The 22016-nt window shown below is 37.2% G+C and carries 15 protein-coding genes; 12 read left to right on the top strand and 3 right to left on the bottom strand.

Annotated elements, in window-relative coordinates; all coding sequences use genetic code 11:
• Positions 1-28 precede the first annotated feature (28 nt).
• On the top strand, positions 29-1126 hold the full coding sequence (locus ACWNCI_RS08505) for a Nif3-like dinuclear metal center hexameric protein (RefSeq protein ID WP_449387981.1): 1098 nt from the start codon (positions 29-31) through the stop codon (positions 1124-1126).
• A gap of 3 nt (positions 1127-1129) precedes the next feature.
• Complete coding sequence (locus tag ACWNCI_RS08500) at positions 1130-1906, top strand: zinc ribbon domain-containing protein (protein WP_042719937.1); 777 nt, start codon at positions 1130-1132, stop codon at positions 1904-1906.
• 224 nt (positions 1907-2130) lie between these two features.
• Here the strand turns inward: ACWNCI_RS08500 and ACWNCI_RS08495 are convergent, their stop codons facing one another.
• On the bottom strand, positions 2131-3909 hold the full coding sequence (locus tag ACWNCI_RS08495) for an AMP-dependent synthetase/ligase (protein ID WP_449387980.1): 1779 nt from the start codon (positions 3907-3909) through the stop codon (positions 2131-2133).
• A gap of 277 nt (positions 3910-4186) precedes the next feature.
• Between ACWNCI_RS08495 and ACWNCI_RS08490 the strand changes: the two genes are divergently transcribed.
• Positions 4187-5326, top strand: a complete 1140-nt coding sequence (locus tag ACWNCI_RS08490; RefSeq protein ID WP_346984649.1) for an acyl-CoA dehydrogenase — start codon at positions 4187-4189, stop codon at positions 5324-5326.
• Positions 5327-5556: 230 nt separating this feature from the next.
• Here the strand turns inward: ACWNCI_RS08490 and ACWNCI_RS08485 are convergent, their stop codons facing one another.
• Entirely contained in the window at positions 5557-6483 is a 927-nt protein-coding gene (locus ACWNCI_RS08485; protein ID WP_449387979.1) for a DUF4349 domain-containing protein, read from the bottom strand.
• 322 nt (positions 6484-6805) lie between these two features.
• On the opposite strand from ACWNCI_RS08485, the gene ACWNCI_RS08480 reads away from it, so the two are divergent.
• Both ACWNCI_RS08480 and ACWNCI_RS08475 read left to right on the top strand, forming a co-directional pair.
• Entirely contained in the window at positions 6806-7282 is a 477-nt protein-coding gene (locus ACWNCI_RS08480) for a hypothetical protein (protein ID WP_449387978.1), read from the top strand.
• A 3-nt stretch (positions 7283-7285) separates the two neighbouring features.
• The gene (locus ACWNCI_RS08475) at positions 7286-9553 is read left to right on the top strand and encodes a reprolysin-like metallopeptidase (RefSeq protein ID WP_449387977.1); all 2268 of its coding nucleotides are present in this window, start codon (positions 7286-7288) and stop codon (positions 9551-9553) included.
• Positions 9554-9664: 111 nt separating this feature from the next.
• Here ACWNCI_RS08475 and ACWNCI_RS08470 read toward each other — a convergent pair whose 3' ends face one another.
• On the bottom strand, positions 9665-11260 hold the full coding sequence (locus ACWNCI_RS08470) for a peptide chain release factor 3 (RefSeq protein ID WP_449387976.1): 1596 nt from the start codon (positions 11258-11260) through the stop codon (positions 9665-9667).
• 518 nt (positions 11261-11778) lie between these two features.
• Between ACWNCI_RS08470 and ACWNCI_RS08465 the strand changes: the two genes are divergently transcribed.
• The 7 genes from ACWNCI_RS08465 to ACWNCI_RS08435 all read left to right on the top strand — a co-directional run bounded on the left by ACWNCI_RS08465 (position 11779) and on the right by ACWNCI_RS08435 (position 21960).
• Positions 11779-12609: a CPBP family intramembrane glutamic endopeptidase gene (locus ACWNCI_RS08465; RefSeq protein ID WP_449387975.1), complete on the top strand. Its 831-nt coding sequence runs from the start codon at positions 11779-11781 to the stop codon at positions 12607-12609.
• A gap of 97 nt (positions 12610-12706) precedes the next feature.
• Positions 12707-13279 (top strand): RdgB/HAM1 family non-canonical purine NTP pyrophosphatase, encoded by a 573-nt coding sequence (gene rdgB, locus ACWNCI_RS08460; RefSeq protein WP_449387974.1) that lies wholly within the window; start codon positions 12707-12709, stop codon positions 13277-13279.
• Between the two features lie 121 nt (positions 13280-13400).
• On the top strand, positions 13401-14315 hold the full coding sequence (locus ACWNCI_RS08455) for a ribonuclease Z (protein WP_346984654.1): 915 nt from the start codon (positions 13401-13403) through the stop codon (positions 14313-14315).
• A gap of 6 nt (positions 14316-14321) precedes the next feature.
• On the top strand, positions 14322-15092 hold the full coding sequence (locus ACWNCI_RS08450) for a TIGR02757 family protein (RefSeq protein ID WP_449387973.1): 771 nt from the start codon (positions 14322-14324) through the stop codon (positions 15090-15092).
• An 11-nt stretch (positions 15093-15103) separates the two neighbouring features.
• Positions 15104-15634: a DUF1003 domain-containing protein gene (locus ACWNCI_RS08445; protein WP_449387972.1), complete on the top strand. Its 531-nt coding sequence runs from the start codon at positions 15104-15106 to the stop codon at positions 15632-15634.
• 196 nt (positions 15635-15830) lie between these two features.
• Entirely contained in the window at positions 15831-18206 is a 2376-nt protein-coding gene (locus ACWNCI_RS08440) for a choice-of-anchor L domain-containing protein (RefSeq protein WP_449387971.1), read from the top strand.
• 169 nt (positions 18207-18375) lie between these two features.
• Positions 18376-21960: a choice-of-anchor L domain-containing protein gene (locus ACWNCI_RS08435; RefSeq protein WP_449387970.1), complete on the top strand. Its 3585-nt coding sequence runs from the start codon at positions 18376-18378 to the stop codon at positions 21958-21960.
• Positions 21961-22016 lie beyond the last annotated feature (56 nt).

Below are 22016 nucleotides of genomic sequence, written 5' to 3'. Positions count from 1 at the left end.
TATTTTCGTGACAAACATACAGAATAAAATGAAAATCAGAGATGTTATTTCTAAGATTGAAAAACGAATTCCACTACAGCAGGCGGAAGATTTTGATAATGTAGGACTGCTGTGCGGATCCTGGGATCGCGATGTCAGTGGAATATTGATATGTCATGATGCTCTTGAAAATGTAGTTGAGGAAGCGATCCTAAAAAATTGTAATCTCATCGTATGTTTTCACCCTATTATTTTTTCAGGGCTAAAATCTTTAACAGGCAAGAACTACGTAGAAAAAGCTGTTATAAAGGCTATTGAGAATAAAGTCGCCATTTATGCGATCCATACTGCTTTTGATAATGATTTTTTTGGAGTAAATGCCGGAATATGTCAAAAGCTTGGACTTAAAAATCTTAAAATTCTTCAGCCTAAAAAAAATGATCTGAAGCAACTGACGGTTTTCGTGCCTAAAGACTATTCCGGAAAATTAAAAGAAGCACTTTTTGCTGCAGGAGCGGGTAGTATAGGATTCTACGACGAATGTAGTTTTACAGTAAACGGAAACGGAACTTTTCGTCCTAAAGAAGGTTCAGATCCTTTTTCAGGTCAACAGGATATCAGGGAAAATGCAGATGAAGATATGGTTTCCGTTATTTTTGAAGGATATAAGCAGGGGCAGATTATTGCAGCAATGAAGTCTGCACATCCTTACGAGGAAGTTGCTCATCAGATTTACAATCTTGATAATGCTAATCATTACACAGGATTGGGAATGTATGGAGATTTCGAAGAGCCTATGGATGAAAAGGATTTTTTGAAATTTGTAAAAGAAAAATTCAATCTTGAAATCATCAGACATTCTGATTATAATGGTAAAAAAATAAAAAGAGTAGGTGTTCTAGGCGGCTCTGGTGCAAGCGGAATAAAATCTGCAATTTCCAAAAAATGTGATGCTTATCTCACAGGAGATGTGAAGTATCACGATTTTTTTCTGGCAGAATCTAAAATGATGATTTGTGATATAGGACATTTTGAATCAGAACAATTTGTGACTCAACAATTATTTGAAATTTTATCACAAAAATTTAGTACATTTGCAATCTCAAAATCTATTGAGAAAACGAACCCGGTAAATTATTTCATTTAAAATATGGCAAAAACCAACGATATTTCAGTTGAAGAGAAGTTAAGAGCTTTATACGATTTGCAGATCATTGATTCTAGATTGGACGAAATCCGAAATACAAGAGGAGAATTGCCAATCGAAGTAGAGGATCTTGAGATTGAAATCGAAGGTCTTGAAAAGAGAGCTGAAAAATTTCATGCAGATATTAAGGATCAGGACGATCAGATCAAAACAAAGCATGAAGTAATAAACCATGCAAAAACTTTAATTGAAAAATACAGATCTCAGCAGGATAATGTAAGAAACAATAAAGAGTTTGAAGCATTAGGTAAAGAAATTGAATATCAGGAACTTGAAATTCAACTTGCTGAAAAAAGAATTAAAGAATTCGGAGCTAAGATCGGTCATAAAAACGAAACGCTGGATGAGCTGAATGCGAAGATTGATGATCTTAAAAATCACCTGAAATTTAAAAAAGAAGAATTAGAAGGTCTGGTTTCTGAAACTCAGAAAGAAGAAGACTATCTAATTGAGCAATCTAAAGAATTCGCTGCAAAAATCGACGAAAGATTATTGGCTTCTTATAACAGAATCAGAACGAATTCACCGAACGGTCTTGCGGTAGTAGGATTAGAAAGAGGAGCTCCGAAAGGATCATTCTTTACAATCCCGCCACAAAAACAAATGGAAATCGCTCAGAGAAAGAAAATCATCATTGATGAGCATTCTGGGAAAATCCTTGTTGACGACGAGTTAGTAATGGAAGAAAACGAAAAAATGAAATCTGTAATTAAGTTTTAATTTTAATTCCAAATTTTTAAAATATGAAAGCTGCCTCATTGGAGGCAGCTTTTTTTTGTATTTGAGTTTGCTTTTGTCATTGCGAGGAGCGAAGCGACGAAGCAATCTTTAATTAATGATGATTACAAAGCTTGTCATTTCGTTTTTGCTCTGAAATGATAAATGCAGTTATAAAAATGATTTTTAAGACAACAAAAAACCGCCTCAACAGAAGCGGTTTTCATTTATTCATGGCGGTCATACATATTATTGTACAGATCGATAAATTTTTCTTTAATGGCTTTTCTTTTAAGTTTTAAGGTGGGTGTTAAAAGCCCGGTTTCAATACTCCAGATTTCAGGTGTCAGTTCAATTTTCTTGATCTTTTCCCAATTTCCCAGATGTTCGTTAGTATTTTCTATTTCTTTTTCGATTCTTTCCTTCAATTCTTTACTTTTCGCAATTTCCTGAGGTGTTGAGCCTATATTCAGGTTGTTTCGCATGGCCCAGCTTTTGGCAAATTCAAAATCAGGTTGTACAAGAGCAGTTGGCATTTTTTCGCCGTCACCAACAACCATGATCTGCTCGATGAATTTGGATGCTTTGGCCAGATTTTCAATAGTTTGAGGAGCAATATATTTTCCGCCGGAAGTTTTAAACATTTCTTTCTTACGGTCGGTAATCTGAAGAAAACCGTCACTGTCGATATGTCCGATATCTCCGGTTTTAAAGTACCCATCTTCTGTAAACACTTCTTTCGTCATTTCCTCATTTTTAAAATAACCTTTAAAGATAGAAGGTCCTTTTACGGTAATTTCTCCGTCTTCCTGAATTTTCACCTGAAGATTGTCTAAGGGAAGGCCTACAGTTCCTATTTTCATCTTTCCGAAAGCATTTACGGAAATCACAGGTGAAGTTTCTGTTAAGCCATAGCCTTCAAGAATAGGAATCCCTGCGTTTTGGAACATTAAATTTAATCTTGTTGATAAAGCTGCTGAACCGGAAACTAAAGTAATGATTTCGCCACCAAGACCTTCACGCCATTTTTTGAAAACAAGTTTATCAGCAATAATTTCCTGTAGTCCCGATGGTTTGGAAACGGTTTTCTTTTTGGAAATAAGATTCAGAGCCCAGAAGAATATTTTCTGCTTCAGACCGCCTGCAGATGAGCCTGTTGCATATATTTTATCATAAACCTTTTCTACAAGCCTTGGAACAACGCTCATATAGTGAGGCTTGACTTCCTTCACGTTTTCTCCCATTTTTTCGATGCTCTCTGCGAAATATATAGAAAAACCATTGTATTGGAAAAGATAAAAAAGCATTCTTTCAAAAATATGACAGATCGGCAAAAAACTGAGTACCCGTGTATCTTTATAATCAAGGCCTTTCTTTTTCGGAATTCTGGGAATCGAACCCAGCACGTTAGAAACAATGTTTTGATGTGTCAGCATTACACCTTTTGGCCTTCCTGTAGTCCCGGAAGTGTAAATGATAGTCGCCAGATCCTCCGAATTAATAGTGTTGGAAAGATCCTCAACTTCTATCTGGGTAGAATCATCTTCACCAAGATCCAGCACTTCTTTCCAGTTGGCGGCACCGCTTACATTGTCGAATGTGAAAATTCCCTGTAGCGACGGGATATTATGCTTTACTTTGGTTACTTTATTCAAAAGGTCCTTATCAGATAAAAAGCAATATTTGATTTCGGCATTTGTAAAGATAAATTCATAATCTTCCGGAGAAATACTTGGATATACAGGTACGGAAACCACACCGATTTGTGAAAGCCCAAGATCCATAATTGCCCATTCTGTGCGTGAATTTGTTGTGATCAGAGCGATTTTGTCTCCGGGTTTTATACCCAGTTTCAGAAGCCCACGTGATATTTTATTCGCTTCATTGATAAATTCTACAGTAGAGGTCTTTTTCCATTCTCCCTGATATTTTGTCACAAACATATCCGTTTTCGGGTATGTCTCTAAAGCATAATGTGGTATATCGAATAATCTTTTGATGGTCATGATTTTAAAGTAAATAGTTAAAGGATTTTAAATATAAGCATTTTTTTTAATTGGCGAAATTTTGAATTTTAAATTAACAATAAATGAAATGTATGGCATTATATATTAAATGATCTTTTAATGTTGCAGAAAAATTTTAATAATAATTTAACTGATTTATTGATTTGTTGAAATGTGTTTAATTGCTGATTATCAGAATGTAGTGGCTAAGTTTTAATTCTGTTTTCAGATTTGCTCAAAAAGTGTAAATTAGCGACCATCTAATTATTCAATTTTTATGGACTTTAATTTATCGGAAGAACAGCTGATGATTCAGCAGGCAGCAAGGGATTTTGCACAGAACGAATTATTCCCTGAAGTAATCGAAAGGGACCGTGATCAGAAATTCCCTACAGAACAGGTAAAGAAAATGGGTGAAATGGGACTTTTGGGAATGATGGTAGATCCTCAATACGGTGGTGCCGGGATGGACAGCGTTTCTTATGTTCTGGCGATGGAGGAGATTGCAAAAATAGATGCTTCTGCAGCTGTGGTAATGTCCGTAAACAATTCTCTTGTATGTGCCGGACTTGAAAAATTCGCTTCCGAAGAGCAGAAAGTGAAATATCTTACCCCTCTTGCCAGCGGCCAGGTACTCGGAGCATTTGCTTTGTCTGAACCTGAAGCCGGTTCTGATGCCACTTCACAGAAAACTACGGCAGAAGATAAAGGAGATTATTATTTGTTAAACGGAATCAAAAACTGGATCACCAATGGTGGTACGGCGACTTACTATATCGTCATTGCACAAACCGATCCTGAGAAAAAACATAAAGGAATCAATGCTTTCATCGTTGAAAGAGGCTGGGAAGGATTTGAAATCGGACCTAAAGAAGATAAATTGGGAATCAGAGGAAGCGACACACATTCTTTGATCTTCAATAACGTAAAAGTTCCTAAAGAAAACAGAATCGGGGAAGACGGTTTCGGATTCAATTTTGCGATGGCCGTTCTCAACGGAGGAAGAATCGGAATTGCTTCTCAGGCATTAGGAATTGCTGCGGGAGCTTATGAACTGGCTCTGAAATATGCCAAAACAAGAAAAGCTTTTAAAACCGAAATCATCAATCATCAGGCAATCGCTTTCAAACTTGCTGATATGGCGACTCAGATTACAGCGGCGAGAATGCTTTGCTTTAAAGCTGCAGTAGAAAAAGATGCCGGAAAAGATATTTCAGAAAGTGGTGCGATGGCAAAACTTTACGCATCTCAGGTAGCAATGGATACCACCATTGAAGCGGTGCAGATCCACGGTGGATATGGATATGTGAAAGAATATCATGTGGAAAGAATGATGCGCGATGCAAAAATCACTCAGATCTATGAAGGAACTTCTGAAATTCAGAAGATCGTTATCTCAAGAAGTATTGCAAAGTAATTGCTTACGATAAATGAAATAGTAAAAGGCTCTCAGATTTGGGAGCCTTTTTACTTTCACACGAACCACAAAATATTAATAATATATTTGTTTTAACTTTTATTTTGATTCAATTTTTTAATTGAAGTTAAATTCTTAATGTAAATTAACACAACAAAATTAGGAATACTAACTGTTGGAAAAACGGAATATTGATTAAAATATTATTAAAAATAAAATTTCATTTCAGATTATTCAGAATGCTTATCCGTTTCTTTTCTTTTTTTGTAAAAATAATACCCGATACCCGCAAGTAAAAACAATGGCCACAACGGCAAAACAAATAGGAAAATAGAGGTAATCACATTCCATCCTGATGAAATGGCTGCAAAGGACTGATCTCCAAAACTCTCATTTTTTTTATCGGCAATCATTTCACTTTCTTGCCCATACAATGTGATGTCGATTTCACAAAGACTGTTTTCAACAGCATTGATTCCTGAAACTTCAATGCTCTTGTTCTCCACTTTTCCGAGGTTATAGCTAAGATCAGACATCAGATAATCAAATTTCTGAACCGGAACCTTTACTTTCAGATAAGCGGTTTTCTTATCATCATTTTGTACCGAAATATTCTCGCTTCTTACAAATCCGTCATATTTGGCAACTTCCTCTTTTACAATTTCTTTTGCCGTTTCGGCATCATTAACGGTAAGATCAATAGTTCCTTTCTTGATAAGTTTGTTTCTCTGAATATTCAGTTCATCATTTTCCTTTTTCGGTTGATTTTTATAAACAATTTTTGTTTCCCGGATCACTTTCGGAGCGGCTACCTGTACAATGATCTTTCCTTCTTTGTTAGCAGAATCTTTCTTTTCGCTTTTTGATTCCAGTTTTACGGATGAAATTTTTTCAGATAAAGAATCAATAATTTTTGATGTGTTTTTGATATTTTCTTTCACTTCATTTCCTGTATCCTGAAAATCTTTGATTTTAACATTTGCAGAATCAATCGCAGCATTGGCCTGATTATTCATATTACTGATTTTCTCGGACACTTCAGTTACTGTACTGTCGGCCGAATTTACAGTGTTCTCAAGTTGTGATGATACAGATTCTCCTTTTTTACACATAATGAACGTTCCCGATACGGCAACAAGTAAGATGAATTTTTTCATAACATTAATTTTTTTCGTTGAGGTAAAACTAGCAGAAAAGGCAGCGGAGCTTTTGTAAATGGATGGAAATATTTTGGTAAAAAGTAAAGTGGTGTTAATCAGTAATGTAAAATTTATTTACAAATTATTTACAATTTTTTTAATGATTAAATTAATGTATTGTTTGTTTTACATTAAATTTTTGCAAGTAAATAATAACTCAGACATAATCAAACTGTTAAAAATTCAGATTTTGATTAATAACCCAAAATTTACTATATAAATGCTGAATCACTAAAATGATTTTTGAAAACTAATAATTCTTATATTTGTAATTATAGATATGATAAAAGAAATTATATTTTTGTTGTTTTTGTACTGTGTTTTACTAATTAATTTTGGTAATTTGAAAAATTATTGGGTTTTTGAACAACAATATAGAGATAAGAAAAATGTTGAATTTATAGAAATAAGAAAAGAGAATTATAATTGTAAACTAAAGCCTTATACTATTTTAAAGAACACAAAAGAAATTAAGGATTTTTATAAAAAAATAAATGCTTCAACGTATTCAAAATCGGCACCAATTCCCGTTATTGAGGGTGATAATAATTTTTTTCTCTTTCTAAAACCAAAACTCAGGAAAATAAAAAATGGTGACATAGAAGTAGAAAATATAATGTCGGACGGTGTTACAATATATATTAATTATAAGGAAATTAATAATGAGTATGTTAAAAAGAAAGAAACCAATCCTATTCTTATTCTTAAAATTTTACACAAACAGCCTAAATCAATAAAATTAACTCAAATCAATTAATGCATGAGAAAACTATTATTTTTATCCAGTTTTTTGGTGTTTTCTACGGCAGTTTTTGCTCAACAAAATCAGTGGAGCAAAACTTCTCAAAAAAACATTCGTAATCAGAGAGAAATGTCAATAAAAGTTTCCAATTATCAGTTGTTAAGTTTGAATACTGATAATCTTGAACAGCAACTTGAAAGTGTTAAAGAAAGGAATCTGGGAATATATGAAAAAGGTACTTTAGTAAAATTCCCAAATGAGGATGGGACTTTTGACACGTACGAAATTTGGGGTGCTTCCGCCATGCACCCCGACTTACAAGCGAGATATTCTGCTATTAAATCATTTGTTGGTTACAAAGCAGGTGATAAGACAACGAAAATCAGATTTACATACGATCCGTATTTTGGTCTTAATGCCATGATAAGAAGTCCAAAAGGAATCTATTATATTGATTCTTATGCTTTTGATAATAAGACCTATATTGTTTATAACAGAAAAAATGCTCAGTCTTCCAGCAGATTCAATTGTTTATTCAAAGATGATGAAAGTGCATTAAAATCTGCTTTAGAATCTACTGAAAAAACGGTGGTAGACGGTCTTTTGAGAAAATACAGGCTTGCAATTTCTACCACCACGGAATACACAGATTATATTTCACAGCAGGCTGGTGTGGGAGCCGGTACAGATGCTCAGAAAAAAGCTGCGGTACTGGCAGCAGTTAATTTAGTGGTAACACGTCTTAATGATGTTTATGAAAATGATGTATCAGTAACGCTACAGTTGATAGCAAATACAGACTTATTATTTTTCATCAGCTCAGATACGTATGATGCACTTGATGCCGAACAAATGATTGATGAAAACCAAACAGTGACAGATAATATCATAGGTTCAGCAAATTATGATATAGGACATGTGTTTTTCCAGGCCCAGGCAGGAAATGACAACGGACTGGCATATACACCGGCAGTTTGTAACTCTTCCGTAAAAGCGGGCGGGGTTACAGGATCGGCAGTGCCTGTAGGAGATCCGTTCGTTATAGATTATGTCGCCCATGAGATGGGGCATCAGTTCGGGGCCAATCATACACAGAATAATAACTGTAATAGAAACAGTGCCACGGCAATAGAACCCGGAAGTGCAAGTTCTATCATGGGATATGCAGGAATTTGCTCGCCAAACGTTCAAAGTAATAGTGATGCATATTTTCATTCGGTAAGTATTAAAGAAATGTACACAAGAATTACAAGTTCCGGAGGAAATTGTAGTGTGAATACCTCAACGGGAAATAATGAACCGACAGCAAATGCCGGTCCAGACAGAACAATCCCGATAAGTACACCGTTTGCTTTAACGGGAATAGCTACCGACCCTGATGGAGATGCCATTACATATAGCTGGGAACAGATCAGTACGGGTAATGCGACAATGCCTCCTAGGCCTACCAATACTACGGGTCCGATGTTCAGAAGTTTATGGGCAACAGCTTCACCTACAAGATATTTCCCGAAATTATCAACAATTATTGAAGGATATGATCCTACAATTATCACAGCATCCAATCCGCGAGCATGGGAAAAGTTATCTTCAGTTGCAAGAACATTAGCATTTTCTTTACTGGTAAGAGATAACAATCCTGCCGGAGGACAAACAGGACGTGATGATATTCAGCTTACCGTCACAACGGCTGCAGGGCCATTCACAGTAACTTCTCAAAATACTTCAGGGGTTGTCTGGAATTTGGGGCAGTCACAGACAATTACATGGAATGTTGCCAATACCAATGTTGCTCCTGTAAGTACTGCCAACGTTACTATTTTGGTCTCAACTGACGGTGGTGTTACTTTCCCTCATACACTTGTTGCAAGTACTCCTAATAATGGCTCTTATACCTTTACGGTGCCGAATGGTCTGGGAATTACTTCAAATGCAAGGATTATGGTTAAAGCTATTGATAATGTATTCTTAAATGTAAATACAACAAACTTTACAATCAATTCAACGTTAGGTGTGAACGATATTGAAAAATCTAAAGATGGCTTTGTAATCTATCCTAATCCTTCAAAAGGCATTTTCACCATTGAAACCAATGCAAAAAATGGAATTTCATATACTGTTTTTGCAATGGACGGTAAATTGATTAATCCTAAAAAAGAAGTAAAAAATACAGGTGGAAAAATCTCTGAAAAAGTAAATTTATCAGATTTGCCAACCGGAGTTTATATCATTCAGGTGGATAAAGACGGACAAAAAATTTCTAAAAAATTAATTATTAATAAATAAAATTCATTCAATAAACAAAAAGCCGTTCAGAGATTTGCTGAACGGCTTTTGTTTTATATTAAACAGAAGTATTGATTATAAGTTATTCAAATCTATCTTAAATTCATGTAATTAATTATTTCTGAACTCACTGATAAAATGCAGTTTCACATTCGGAAACTTCTCTTGGGTCATATGAATCGTAAAAGATGAATCGGCAAGGAATACCAGTTGATTGTATTTATCCCTGGCGAGGAATCTCTGTTTCAGCCTTGCAAATTCTTTAAACTCTTCCGACTTCTCATCCGCTTCCACCCAACACGCTTTATGCATAGACAACGTTTCATAAGAACATTTTGCGCCGTATTCATGTTCCAGACGGTACTGGATCACCTCATACTGAAGAGCTCCCACCGTTCCGATGATCTTCCTTCCGTTCATTTCGAGGGTAAATAATTGCGCTACCCCTTCATCCATCAGCTGGTCAATTCCTTTCGCCAGTTGCTTGGCCTTTAAAGGATCTGTATTGTTGATATATCTGAAATGCTCAGGAGAGAAACTAGGAACCCCTTTGAAATTCAGCTTTTCACCACCGGTCAAAGTATCCCCGATTCGGAAGCTTCCCGTATCATGAAGTCCTACAATGTCTCCCGGAAAACTCTCGTCCACCACCTCTTTTTTATCAGCAAAGAAAGCGTTAGGAGAGGAGAACTTCATTTTTTTACCTTCTCTTACCAGCAAATAATTCTCGTTTCTTTTAAAAGTTCCAGAAACAATTTTTACGAAAGCAAGACGGTCTCTGTGCTTAGGATCCATATTCGCGTGAATTTTGAAAACAAACCCTGTAAAAGTATTTTCTTCAGGCTTTACCAGACGAATATCACTTTCTTTCGGCTGCGGCATCGGCGCAATATCAATGAAAGCATCCAGCAATTCACGAACCCCGAAATTATTTAAAGCCGATCCGAAGAAAACAGGCTGAAGATCCCCTTTCATATAATCCTCACGGTTAAATTCAGGATAAACAGACTGAACTAAATCCAGTTCTTCCCTTAAAGTAGCCGCTGCTTTTTCACCGATCACCTCATCAATAGAAGCATCATTAATGTCATCAAACCTAATAGAGTCTCCAACCTTTTGTTTCTTTTCCTCCAAAAACAACTGGATGTTGTTTTCCCAGATATTATAGATGCCCTGAAAATCGGCTCCCATACCGATCGGCAAAGAAAGCGGACAAACCGTTAACCCCAATTTCTGCTCTACCTCATCCAACAGATCAAAAGCATCCTTACCCTCACGGTCAAGCTTATTAATAAAAACCAGCATCGGGATGTTTCTCATTCTGCAAACCTGTACCAGTTTTTCGGTCTGTTCCTCAACCCCTTTTGCTACGTCAATCACCACGATCACAGAATCTACCGCCGTTAAAGTTCTGTAGGTGTCTTCCGCAAAATCCTTGTGTCCCGGAGTATCCAGAATATTGATTTTGTGATCCCTGTACTCAAAAGCCAGCACGGATGTCGCCACCGAGATTCCCCTCTGTCTTTCAATTTCCATGAAGTCGGAGGTAGCCCCTTTTTTTATCTTGTTGGATTTTACCGCACCCGCTTCTTGGATCGCCCCTCCGAAAAGCAGCAGCTTCTCCGTAAGAGTCGTCTTTCCAGCATCGGGGTGAGAAATAATCCCGAAAGTTTTTCTTTTCTCTATTTCTTTGATTAAGTCTGACATATCGTATTTTGAAGTTGCAAAAATCGTAATTTTTAATGGAATGTGAAAATCAATTTCATACAACGGCCTGCTTATAAGTTTTAAAACAACCTTCTTATAACCACCTCGCGAATTATATCATATAATGTTAAAAAATATATAAGACATCCGCCAAAATGTAAAAGGCATCGTCTAAAGTATATAAAGCATTGTCCAGAATGTATAAAGCATGGTCCGAAGTTTATATACACAACTCAGTATTTCATCAATAAGTTTACATCTTTGTTGATCTTTAAAATGTACGGCATAATAAATTAAAAAATATCTTTGTTTTACTTTGCGCTAAAAATAATCAGAATCAATTATCTATAACATTTAATGTAAAAATAAAATATTTCACTAAGTTATTCTTATCAATTATGATAATCATGAGTCCTTATCTCCATGATGAGCGCTCCCTTTTCATGCCATATTATCTGAAACATAAAATAAACTTATCAAAAACGTTTATCTTTGTTAAAATAATCTTAATATAAAGCATGGAAAACAGCAGATATCCACAGTTTACATTTACATGGATAGGGGGGCTTGTCCTTTTGGCAGGACTTGTAGCAGGCACGATGGCGGTTTCATTTTTTAATGTTTTCTGGATGTTTGTCTTTAAAGAAAATCTCCAGTACAAAGATTGGTTCTTCATGCTTACCAACGCAGCGGGGTTTCTTACAGCAATCGCATTTTTTGATTTTTTAATCGTAAGAAGAACCACCGGAAAAAAACTCAACTTCAATTTTTCACCCACTAATTTTTATACCTATCTGCTTATATTTCCCATGATGATCGGGATGATGTTTATCTCAGAATTCATCACCTCGCAGATCCCGACTACCGGACCGTTTTTCGGAAAATATTATGAATTTTTCAATAGATTGATGGATCAGCTTACCTTAAATCCTGTCGTGATGATCATTACCGCAGTCATCTGTGCCCCGATATTTGAGGAAATTATCTTCAGAGGAATTATCCAGAAAGGATTAATGAATAAAGGTGTAAAACCATGGAAAGCTATTATTTTTGCTTCAATTATTTTCGGATTGGTGCATGGAAACCCGTGGCAGTTGGTAGGTGCTGTTTTACTGGGATGCGTGCTTGGGCTTGTTTACTATAAAACAAAATCCCTGCTTCTGCCAATGCTGTTGCATGGTTTTAATAATTTGTGTTCCACCATACTCATTATATATACTAAAAATGAAAGTTTCTCAGACGCTTTCAAAATTTCGGAATGGATGATACTTGCGATAGGAATTGTATTTTTTTCATTATTCTATTATCTTTTCACAAGAAAATATAAGGTGCATTATTCTGAAATCTAACAAATACTTATTCTGGTACAATAATCGTAAATAAAGATGAATATAAAAACTTGTATTCTTAAATAGGGCATTAAATAAAATTTAAAATAAAAAAGAAATGGAACTACTGGTCGCTACCCACAACGTACATAAAAAAGAAGAAATTCAGCAGATTTTGGGCGACAGATTTGTCGTAAAAAGTCTTACCGATTATGATATTCATGAAGAAATTGTGGAAGATGGTGATTCTTTTAACGCTAATGCTTTAATTAAAGCGAAATATTGCTACGAAAAAACAGGAATTCCAAGCCTTGGGGACGACAGCGGTCTGGTCGTTGAATCTTTAAACGGAAGACCCGGAATATTTTCTGCACGATACGCCGGAGATCACGATTTTGCCAAAAATATTGAAAAAGTATTGAATGAAATGAAAGACATCGAAAACAGAAAAGCGTATTTCATTACCGTTTTATGCTACTATGATGAAAACGGACCAAAGTATTTCGATGGTAGGGTACACGGAAATCTTCTGAATGAAAACAAAGGTTTCAAAGGCTTTGGGTATGATCCGATTTTCGTTCCCGAAGGATATGATAAAACTTTTGCCGAAATGGAACCGCAGGATAAAAATAAAATAAGTCACAGAAAACAGGCGTTGGATCTTTTTTTGGATTTTCTGAAACAACAATAAAGGCTGAGGTTGAGGCTGAGATTCAGATTAAGCAGGTTCTGCATAAATCTTATCCTTAGCTCAACCTTATCCTAATCTTAACCTAAATTCCGTACATTTGTTTACATAATAAACGATAGATTTGAGTACTTATTTAACGATATTAGGCTTTAATTCAGCAATTCCGACGATTAATTCTTCTCCTACCGCACAGCTTCTGGAAATGGAAGAAAGATCTTTCCTGATCGATTGCGGAGAAGGAACGCAGGTTCAGCTGAGGAAAGCAAAAGCAAAATTTTCAAGGATCAATCATATTTTTATTTCCCATCTTCATGGAGATCACTGTTTTGGTTTACCGGGACTTATCGCGTCATTCAGATTATTGGGAAGGGAAACGCCGCTTCATGTTTATGGTCCGAAAGGAATTAAAAAAATGCTGGAAACCATCTTTACGATCACCGAAACCCATCGTGGTTTTGAAGTGGTTTATCATGAGCTGGATAAAGATTATTCCGAGAAAATTTATGAAGACAACAGGGTAGAGGTCTATACGATTCCTTTGGATCACAGGATTTACTGCAATGGGTATCTTTTTAAGGAAAAGCCGAAAGAAAGACATTTGAATATGCAGGAAATATCCAAGTACAAAGAGATAGAAACCTGTGATTATCATAATATCAAAGCCGGAAAAGATTTTGTTCTGAGTGACGGATATGTCCTTAAAAATGAAATTCTCACCACAGATCCGGTTCCTCCCGTTTCTTATGCTTTCTGTAGTGATACAAGATATTTGGAAAACGTTATTCCTATCATTAAAAATGCAACAGTTCTTTATCACGAGTCTACATTTTTACATGATTTAAAGGAAATGGCAGATTATACAGGACATACAACGGCGCTTGAAGCGGCGACCATTGCCAGAAAAGCAGAAGTCGGGAAATTGATATTAGGACATTTTTCGAATAGATATGGTGATTTGACAGTTTTTACTGACGAAGCAAGAGCCGTTTTTCCCAATACTTTTTTACCAAAGGCGCTTGAGCCTGTGAAAATTTAAAAAGATATGTTGAAGTTTGAAGAATTAAAAAGCTTCTTAGATGAAAAGGCAGATCAGTACAATAATCCGGGCTTTATTGAGAATGATCCGATCCAGATTCCGCACCGTTTCAGCCTGAAGCAGGATATAGAAATTGCCGGCTTTCTGGCGGCAACGATTTCCTGGGGAAACAGGAAGGCGATCATACAGTCAGCAGAAAAAATGCTCGATATTATGGGGAATTCTCCTTATGATTTTGTCATGAATCATTCGGAAAATGATCTTCGGCAGATTAAGGATAGAAGCATGCACCGGACTTTCAACGGAGAAGATTTTACTTATTTTATAGAACAGTTCAACAGAATTTATCAGGAAAATGAAAGCCTTGAGAGTCTATTTAAAATCAATGATTCGGAAACGAGTTTTCTGCATGCTATTGAAAGATTCAGAAATCGTTTTCTGGGAACGGAAAAGCACAGAAGCCATAAGCATGTAAGTTCGCCCTACAAAAATTCATCTACGAAGCGAATAATTATGTTCCTGCGCTGGATGGTTCGCAAAGATAAGCGAGGCGTAGATTTCGGTATCTGGGAAAATATCGACCAGAAGCATCTTTCTATTCCGCTGGATGTGCATACGGGAAATATTTCACGAAAATTAGGATTGATTTCAAGAACGCAGAACGACTGGAAAGCAGTAGAAGAGCTGGATCTTGTGATCAGGAAATTCGATAATAAAGATCCTGCAAAATATGATTTTGCACTGTTCGGATTAGGCGTAACAAAAGAACTATTATAAAAAGCAGCACAATGAAAAAGTACGAAGAAAAAACTGAGGTTTTAGAAAAAATCGCCAACGGAATTACGTGGTGGATAGGTTCTATACCGTCGCTTATCGCACATACATTATTTTTTGCCATCTCTTTTTTACTGCCACTGTTAGGTCTCGTCGAATTTGATAAAATGTTGCTGATTCTTACTACAGTTGTTTCCTTAGAAGCGATTTATCTTGCCATTTTTATTCAGATGTCGGTAAATAAAAGTCATGAAAAGATTGAAGATATCCAGGAAGACATTGAGGATATCCAGGAAGATATTGAAGAGATCAGCGAAGATATCGAGGAGATCAGTGAGGATATTGAGGAGATTAATGAAGATATTGAAGATATTCAGGAAGATATCGAGGAAATCAATGAGGACGAAGATGATGAAGACCACAGCGAAAGAGCAAAAAATGTCATGCTGAAAAGTAATGTAAGCTCAAACAAAAATGAAATTAAATCATTAAAAGATAAAATTCAGGAACTTCAGGATAAAATTGATGAACTGAAGAATGAATAATTAATATTTTTTAATATCAATATTAAATAACTCTACAAAAAGACTAATAAAAAATTTAGTCTTTTTTTTTGTTATTACAGATATATTATCTGGTATGTATCAATTTGTTGAATAGATTGAATTTTTGATATAAATAATCTTTTTTATTAATAAAGTTTAAACTAAAAATTACTATTTTTGAACAAACAACAACAAAATGTTATATTATAGACTAAAAAACTACTTCTTATTTTTAATGTTGCTTTTGGTTTCGGGGTCTGCTGTTGCTCAACATGCATCCAGAAAGAACGGTAAAGTGAAACTGACTTCTGAAAGTATGAAAGCGGGTGCTTTTATTGATGTTAATGTGGCATCTTATACGCCCTCATCTTATACGCCTCAGCAGCTTGTTCAGCAGGTTCTTATCAACGGGGCATCCAGCTGTGCAACACCGAATGTAAGTAATGTGACAGTGTCTCCCAATCATCCGGTCACCAATACTGACAGATTTTGGGGATATTTTCATAAAGGGACAACCAATTTCCCATTTGAAGACGGAATTGTTTTGACGACAGGGTATGCCAGAGAGGCTGGTAATGCTGCAATTTCTGAAAACCTTCACGGGTCAATTTCTATTAATGGAGATTCAGATCTCGCTGCGGCGACTAATACTAATATTAATAATCAGCGCGATGCTGTCGCTTTAGAGTTTGATTTTGTACCGAACTCGAATCAGGTAAAATTTAATTATATCTTTGCTTCCGAAGAATATACCGGAAGTTTTCCTTGTAATTACTCAGATGCCTTTGCTTTACTTATCAAGCCGGTAGCGGGTGGCCCTTACACCAATGTGGCTATTCTTCCCGGTACCGCTGGTCCGGTAAGTGTTACTAATATTCGCCCTTCTACAGAATTTGATGGATCCACGTTATCATGCGGAGCATTAAATCCTACCTATTTTGCAGGTTACAATACCTCCAGTATTGAAACCAATTACAACGGAAGAGTAGTTCCTTTAACGGCAATTGCCGATGTAACTCCCGGAGTAGCTTATCATTTTAAAATGGTATTGGCAGATTACAACGACCAGACTCTTGATTCTGCCGTTTTTCTTGAAGGAGGTTCTTTTGATATCGGGATTAAAATTGTAGATCAAAACGGAGTTATTTTACCGGATACGGTAAATATGTGTGACAATACACCACAAGTACTGACAGCATTACTTACTGCAGCGCCGGGAATGACATTCCAATGGTATAAAGATGGAGTTGCTATTAATGGTGCTACCAATATTTCTTATACGGCAACTTCTCCCGGTGCTTATGAGGTAAAAGTTACGGTTCCGGGGAATCAGTGTCCTGCTTCTGCAGTGATTACCATTGTGGGAGGAACAACCCCGCCGGCTCAGAATGCAACCTTAAAGCTTTGTACGACCCCTTCAGTTTCTGCATTTAATTTAAATGATGCAACACCGATGATTACAACGTCTACAACAGCTGTTGTACATTATTATGTTAATCAGGCTGATGCTGTTGCGCAAAACAGTAATTATCTCAGTACTGCAGCGGCAAGCAGCTATGCTGGTACCGACGGACAGGTTCTTTACGTTGTCGTTTCAAACGGTGCTTTCTGTAGCAAAATGGTTACTTTAACATTAAAAAAGGAGGCTACACCTGTTGCTCAGCTTACTGCTACAAAAGTAAGATTATGTTTAGGAGAATCTACAACCCTTACAGCTGCTAACGGAGCAACTTACGAATGGACAGGAGTATCCGGAACAGGGGCTACACATACTGTTTCTCCGACTCAGACAACAACATATTCTGTGTACGCCATAGGTGCGCAGGGATGTAAATCTTTACAGCCGGCATCTATTACGATAGAAGTTGTTCCTGCAATTACATCAAACCTTTCCGGAGGAATGATCTGTCAGGGAGATGTGATTACACTGGACGCAGGAGCAGGACCGAACTATAACTATCTATGGAGTACAGGAGATACATCTCAGACTATTTCAGTAGGAACACCGGGTACTTATTCTGTAACGATTAATAATGGTGTTTGTTCTAAAATATTTACTACGCAGGTTATTCAGGCAATTATTCCTGAGATCATTAATGTAAATTATAATGACAACGGAACAATGATCCTTACGGCAAGCAATCCGAGCAACGGACCTTTGGAGTATTCTATCGACAATGGCCTTACATGGCAGAATTCTAATGTATTCTCAAATGTTCCGAGAAATTCAGTGATCTCGATCAGAGTGCGTGTGAAAAAGACAAGCTGTGTAGGTACCCTTGAGTATTTCACATTTGTAATGCAGAATGTAATTACACCGAACGGCGACAATATCAATGATATCATCGATTTCAGAGGAGTGAATCAAAATAAAGATTTCAAAGCATCTATTTTCGACCGTTATGGAAAAGAAGTGTATAAAGCGAGTGGCTTACAGCCTTACTGGGACGGATACTTCCAGGGGAAACGTCTTCCTACTTCATCGTACTGGTATCAGGTAAGTTTTGAAGATCCCGCAAGTAAAAAACCTGCCCTTAAAACAGGATGGATACTACTCAAAAACATAGAATAAAAATATATCATATTTAAAAAAAGACTGACAATTTGTTGGTCTTTTTTTCGTTTCTATATAATTAAATTGATATTCTAAAATCCGCTGGATTATATTAATGATAACGTAATTTGTGCTGAATTGATATTCAATCAAAAAAAATAGTATTTTTGTTTTAAATAATATAAAAATGTTAAATAGGAGGACAGGAAATTTACTTTTGGCTTTATTTTTAGTTTTTGCGGGAAGCTTTGTTTTTGCTCAGGACAGACAGAGTAAAGGCATTGTTAAAAAGCCCACAGCTCAAAGTATGAAGGCAGGTGCTTTTATCGATATAAATGCTGCCGGATATCCGGAATCAAACTACAGTGTTACCCAATTAGTAAAAGATGTGCTTATCAGTGGTGGTTCTACGTGTTCCGCGGCCAATGTAAGTAATGTGGTGGTCTCTCCGAATTTAGCAGTCAGTGACCAGAACAGAAGCTGGGGCTACTTTAATAAAGCAACAACCAATTTTCCTTTTGCCAAGGGTATTGTTCTCACAACAGGATATGCAAGAAAAGCAGGAAATAATTTTCAGGGGACTTTAAGTGATCCGCTTCCTTCTTCCGGAGATGCAGATTTGGCAACTGCTTTAAATGTCAATAACGTCAATTTAAGAGATGCAACATACATAGAATTTGATTTTGTACCTGCGTCTACCACCGTTTCGTTCAGATATCTATTTGCATCCAAAGAATATCAGAGTAATTTTACGTGTACTATTTCAGATGGTTTTGCATTATTATTGAAAAAAGTGGGAGATCCTACTTACACAAATCTTGCAGTTCTTCCCGGAGGAGCCGGCCCGGTAAGTGTTACCAATATTATTCCGGCCAGCTTACCTTGTGGACCCAAGAATGTCCAGTATTTTGCAGGAATTAATAACCCTCAGATTGAAACTAATTTTGACGGACGTACTGTTCCTTTAACAGCAACGGCAACGGTAATTCCTGGACAGACTTATCATTTTAAAATGGTTTTGGCTGATTATCAGGATTCAAATTTCGATTCCGGGGTTTTCCTTGAAGCAGGATCTTTCGATATTGGTGTTCAGCTTTTAAATCCTGCCGGTGTTGCGCTTCCTGCATCCATTAATGTTTGTGATAATGCACCTCAGACACTTACTGCATCAGTTCAGGGTGGCGGAGCTACCTATCAGTGGTTATTGGGAACTAATCCTATCCCTGGGGCTACCAGTGCCTCTTATACTGCAACGCAACCGGGAGTCTATACTGTTCAGGTATTTTTACCGGGAAATACATGCCCGGGAACAGCATCCGTAACGATCGTTGGCGGAACTTCGCCGACTGTACAGAATGCAACGCTGACTGCCTGTTATGTTCCGGGAAATGCAACATTTAATCTTAATTCAGCACAAACATCAATAAGTACAACACCCGGAGCTACTTTTGCCTATTATCTTAATCAGGCGGACGCTTTAGCAGGAAATGCAAATACAATCCCGGCTCCTACGTCATTCCAGAGTTCCGGACAAACGGTTTATGTGCTGGTAAAAAGCGGATTCTGCTCAAAAGTTGCCCAGTTACAGCTCGTAAAAGCACCACAGATAACCGCTGCAATTGCCGCACCGACAACATTAACCTGTACCAACTCGCAGATCACACTGAATGCTTCCGGATCAACTTATCCTGCAGGTTCCACCTTCGCCTGGACAACCACGAACGGAAATATCGTTTCAGGAGCAAATACGCTGAATCCTATGGTCAATACGGCCGGAACTTATACATTAACTATTTCTAATACCTATCAGCCTGGAAATTTAACATGTACCGGAACCGCAAACGTTACCGTAACAGGGGATAGTGCTCCGCCAACAACGAGTTTAACGGCTTCCAAAATATTAATATGTTCCGGAGAATCGGTTACTTTAACAGCCTCGGGAGGTGCGACCTACAATTGGGTAGGGCTTACGGGAAACGGAAATACACAGACCGTTTCACCTACAGCAACAACTACATATACCGTAACGGCGGTTGGTGCTAATGGTTGCGTGTCCCAGACTCCTGCAACAATTACCATCGAAGTTTCACAACCGATTACGGTGCAGAATGCTACTTTATTAAAATGCTATCAGAACGGAGGAAATAATTATAATTTAACAGAGGCTCAATCTCAGATTACTTCTGCAAATGGTGTTACTTTCTCATATTATTTAAATGCTGCTGATGCCAATGCGGGAAATGGCAATACGATCAACAATCCTGCGTTATTCAACAGTGCAGGAAACCAGACAATCTATGTATTGGTAGTAAACGGAGGCTGCAAATATGTGGTGAATTTACAGCTATTGGCAACTCCTCAAACAACATTGACTATTGCAACTCCTCAACAGATTACCTGTACAACATCACAAACAACTTTAAATGCTTCATCTTCCGTAATCCCGGCAGGTTCTACGATTGCATGGACGACATCAGGTGGGGGAAACATTGTTTCGGGGGCAAATACATTGACTCCTGTTGTGAACTCGGGTGGTGTTTATACTTTAACGGTAACCAATGTTAATCAGCCGGGTAATTTAAATTGTTCATATACTGCAAGTGTTACTGTCACTCAAAACACGACACCTCCGGTAGTCACTGTAACAGCACCTGTACTGCAAATTTGTCCGGGAGAATCTGTTACATTAACGGCTTCCGGCGGAGCTACCTATAACTGGGGAACTCTTCCGGGGAATGGAAATACTCAGGTGGTTTCTCCGTCAAGTACTACGATATATACAGTTACTGCGGTAGGAGCGAATGGCTGTGTATCATCAAATACTGCAACGATCACGATTGTGGTTGGTCCGCCTGTGGCGATACTGGCTGCATCAAAATCCAAAATATGTGTTGGTGAATCGGTTACATTAACTGCTTCGGGTGGGGTTACTTACGAATGGGTCGGTTTACCGGGTAATGGAAATACTCAGGTAGTGTCTCCAACGGCTACTACGATATATTCTGTCTATGCTTTAGGTGGAAACGGCTGTAAGGTTGAGACCCCTACGTCAATTACTATTCAGGTAGTTCCGGCTATTGAATCTACATTGAAGGATGTTTATGCATGTGTCGGCGATTCGGGAATTCTGGATGCGGGTTCAGGGCCAAACTATACTTATTTATGGAGTAATGGCGCCACTACGCAGACGATATCTGTAAATACTCCGGGAATATATTCGGTGACCATCAGCAACGGAACTTGCTCTAAAGTATTCAGTGCACAGCTGATAAATCCTACACTTCCCCAATTTACTAATGTTACCTATGATAATCATGTTTTAACATTGTCGGCAACAAATCCTACAGGCGGAACTTTAGAATATTCGGTAAACGGAGGAGTTACATGGCAGGGTTCGAATATTTTTTACAATATTCTTGATAATACAAACTACAATCTGATGGTGCGGGTAAAAGATGCCAAGTGCGGAACAACATTAGCCTATTTTACTTTTATAGTTATCAATGCAATCACTCCTAATCTGGATGGTAAAAATGACAAAGTAGATTTTACAGGAATCAGTATGTATAACAATTTTGCAGCTTCCATATTCGACAGATACGGACAGGAAGTATTTAAAGCAAGTAAAAATGAAACCAGCTGGAACGGTATGCTACGAGGCAGCCTTGTGCTTCCTACTGCCACGTACTGGTATCGTGTACAATGGGAAAATCCTGCCAGCAAGAAACTGGAGCAGCGGAGTGGATGGATTTTATTGAAAAATAGAAATTAACAATTATAAATTATATTAACCTCTCAATTTGGGAGGTTAATTTGCTTTTTTAATAT

This window comes from Chryseobacterium lineare (assembly GCF_977014045.1).
This window is presented reverse-complemented; position numbering and strand designations above follow the sequence as displayed.

Bases quoted from the DNA above. Each gene is read 5' to 3' on its own strand.
- ACWNCI_RS08505 (WP_449387981.1), top strand. From the start codon at position 29: ATGAAAATCAGAGATGTTATTTCTAAGATTGAAAAACGAATTCCACTA.
- ACWNCI_RS08500 (WP_042719937.1), top strand. From the start codon at position 1,130: ATGGCAAAAACCAACGATATTTCAGTTGAAGAGAAGTTAAGAGCTTTA.
- ACWNCI_RS08495 (WP_449387980.1), bottom strand. From the start codon at position 3,909: ATGACCATCAAAAGATTATTCGATATACCACATTATGCTTTAGAGACA.
- ACWNCI_RS08490 (WP_346984649.1), top strand. From the start codon at position 4,187: ATGGACTTTAATTTATCGGAAGAACAGCTGATGATTCAGCAGGCAGCA.
- ACWNCI_RS08485 (WP_449387979.1), bottom strand. From the start codon at position 6,483: ATGAAAAAATTCATCTTACTTGTTGCCGTATCGGGAACGTTCATTATG.
- ACWNCI_RS08480 (WP_449387978.1), top strand. From the start codon at position 6,806: ATGATAAAAGAAATTATATTTTTGTTGTTTTTGTACTGTGTTTTACTA.
- ACWNCI_RS08475 (WP_449387977.1), top strand. From the start codon at position 7,286: ATGAGAAAACTATTATTTTTATCCAGTTTTTTGGTGTTTTCTACGGCA.
- ACWNCI_RS08470 (WP_449387976.1), bottom strand. From the start codon at position 11,260: ATGTCAGACTTAATCAAAGAAATAGAGAAAAGAAAAACTTTCGGGATT.
- ACWNCI_RS08465 (WP_449387975.1), top strand. From the start codon at position 11,779: ATGGAAAACAGCAGATATCCACAGTTTACATTTACATGGATAGGGGGG.
- rdgB (WP_449387974.1), top strand. From the start codon at position 12,707: ATGGAACTACTGGTCGCTACCCACAACGTACATAAAAAAGAAGAAATT.
- ACWNCI_RS08450 (WP_449387973.1), top strand. From the start codon at position 14,322: ATGTTGAAGTTTGAAGAATTAAAAAGCTTCTTAGATGAAAAGGCAGAT.
- ACWNCI_RS08445 (WP_449387972.1), top strand. From the start codon at position 15,104: ATGAAAAAGTACGAAGAAAAAACTGAGGTTTTAGAAAAAATCGCCAAC.
- ACWNCI_RS08440 (WP_449387971.1), top strand. From the start codon at position 15,831: ATGTTATATTATAGACTAAAAAACTACTTCTTATTTTTAATGTTGCTT.
- ACWNCI_RS08435 (WP_449387970.1), top strand. From the start codon at position 18,376: ATGTTAAATAGGAGGACAGGAAATTTACTTTTGGCTTTATTTTTAGTT.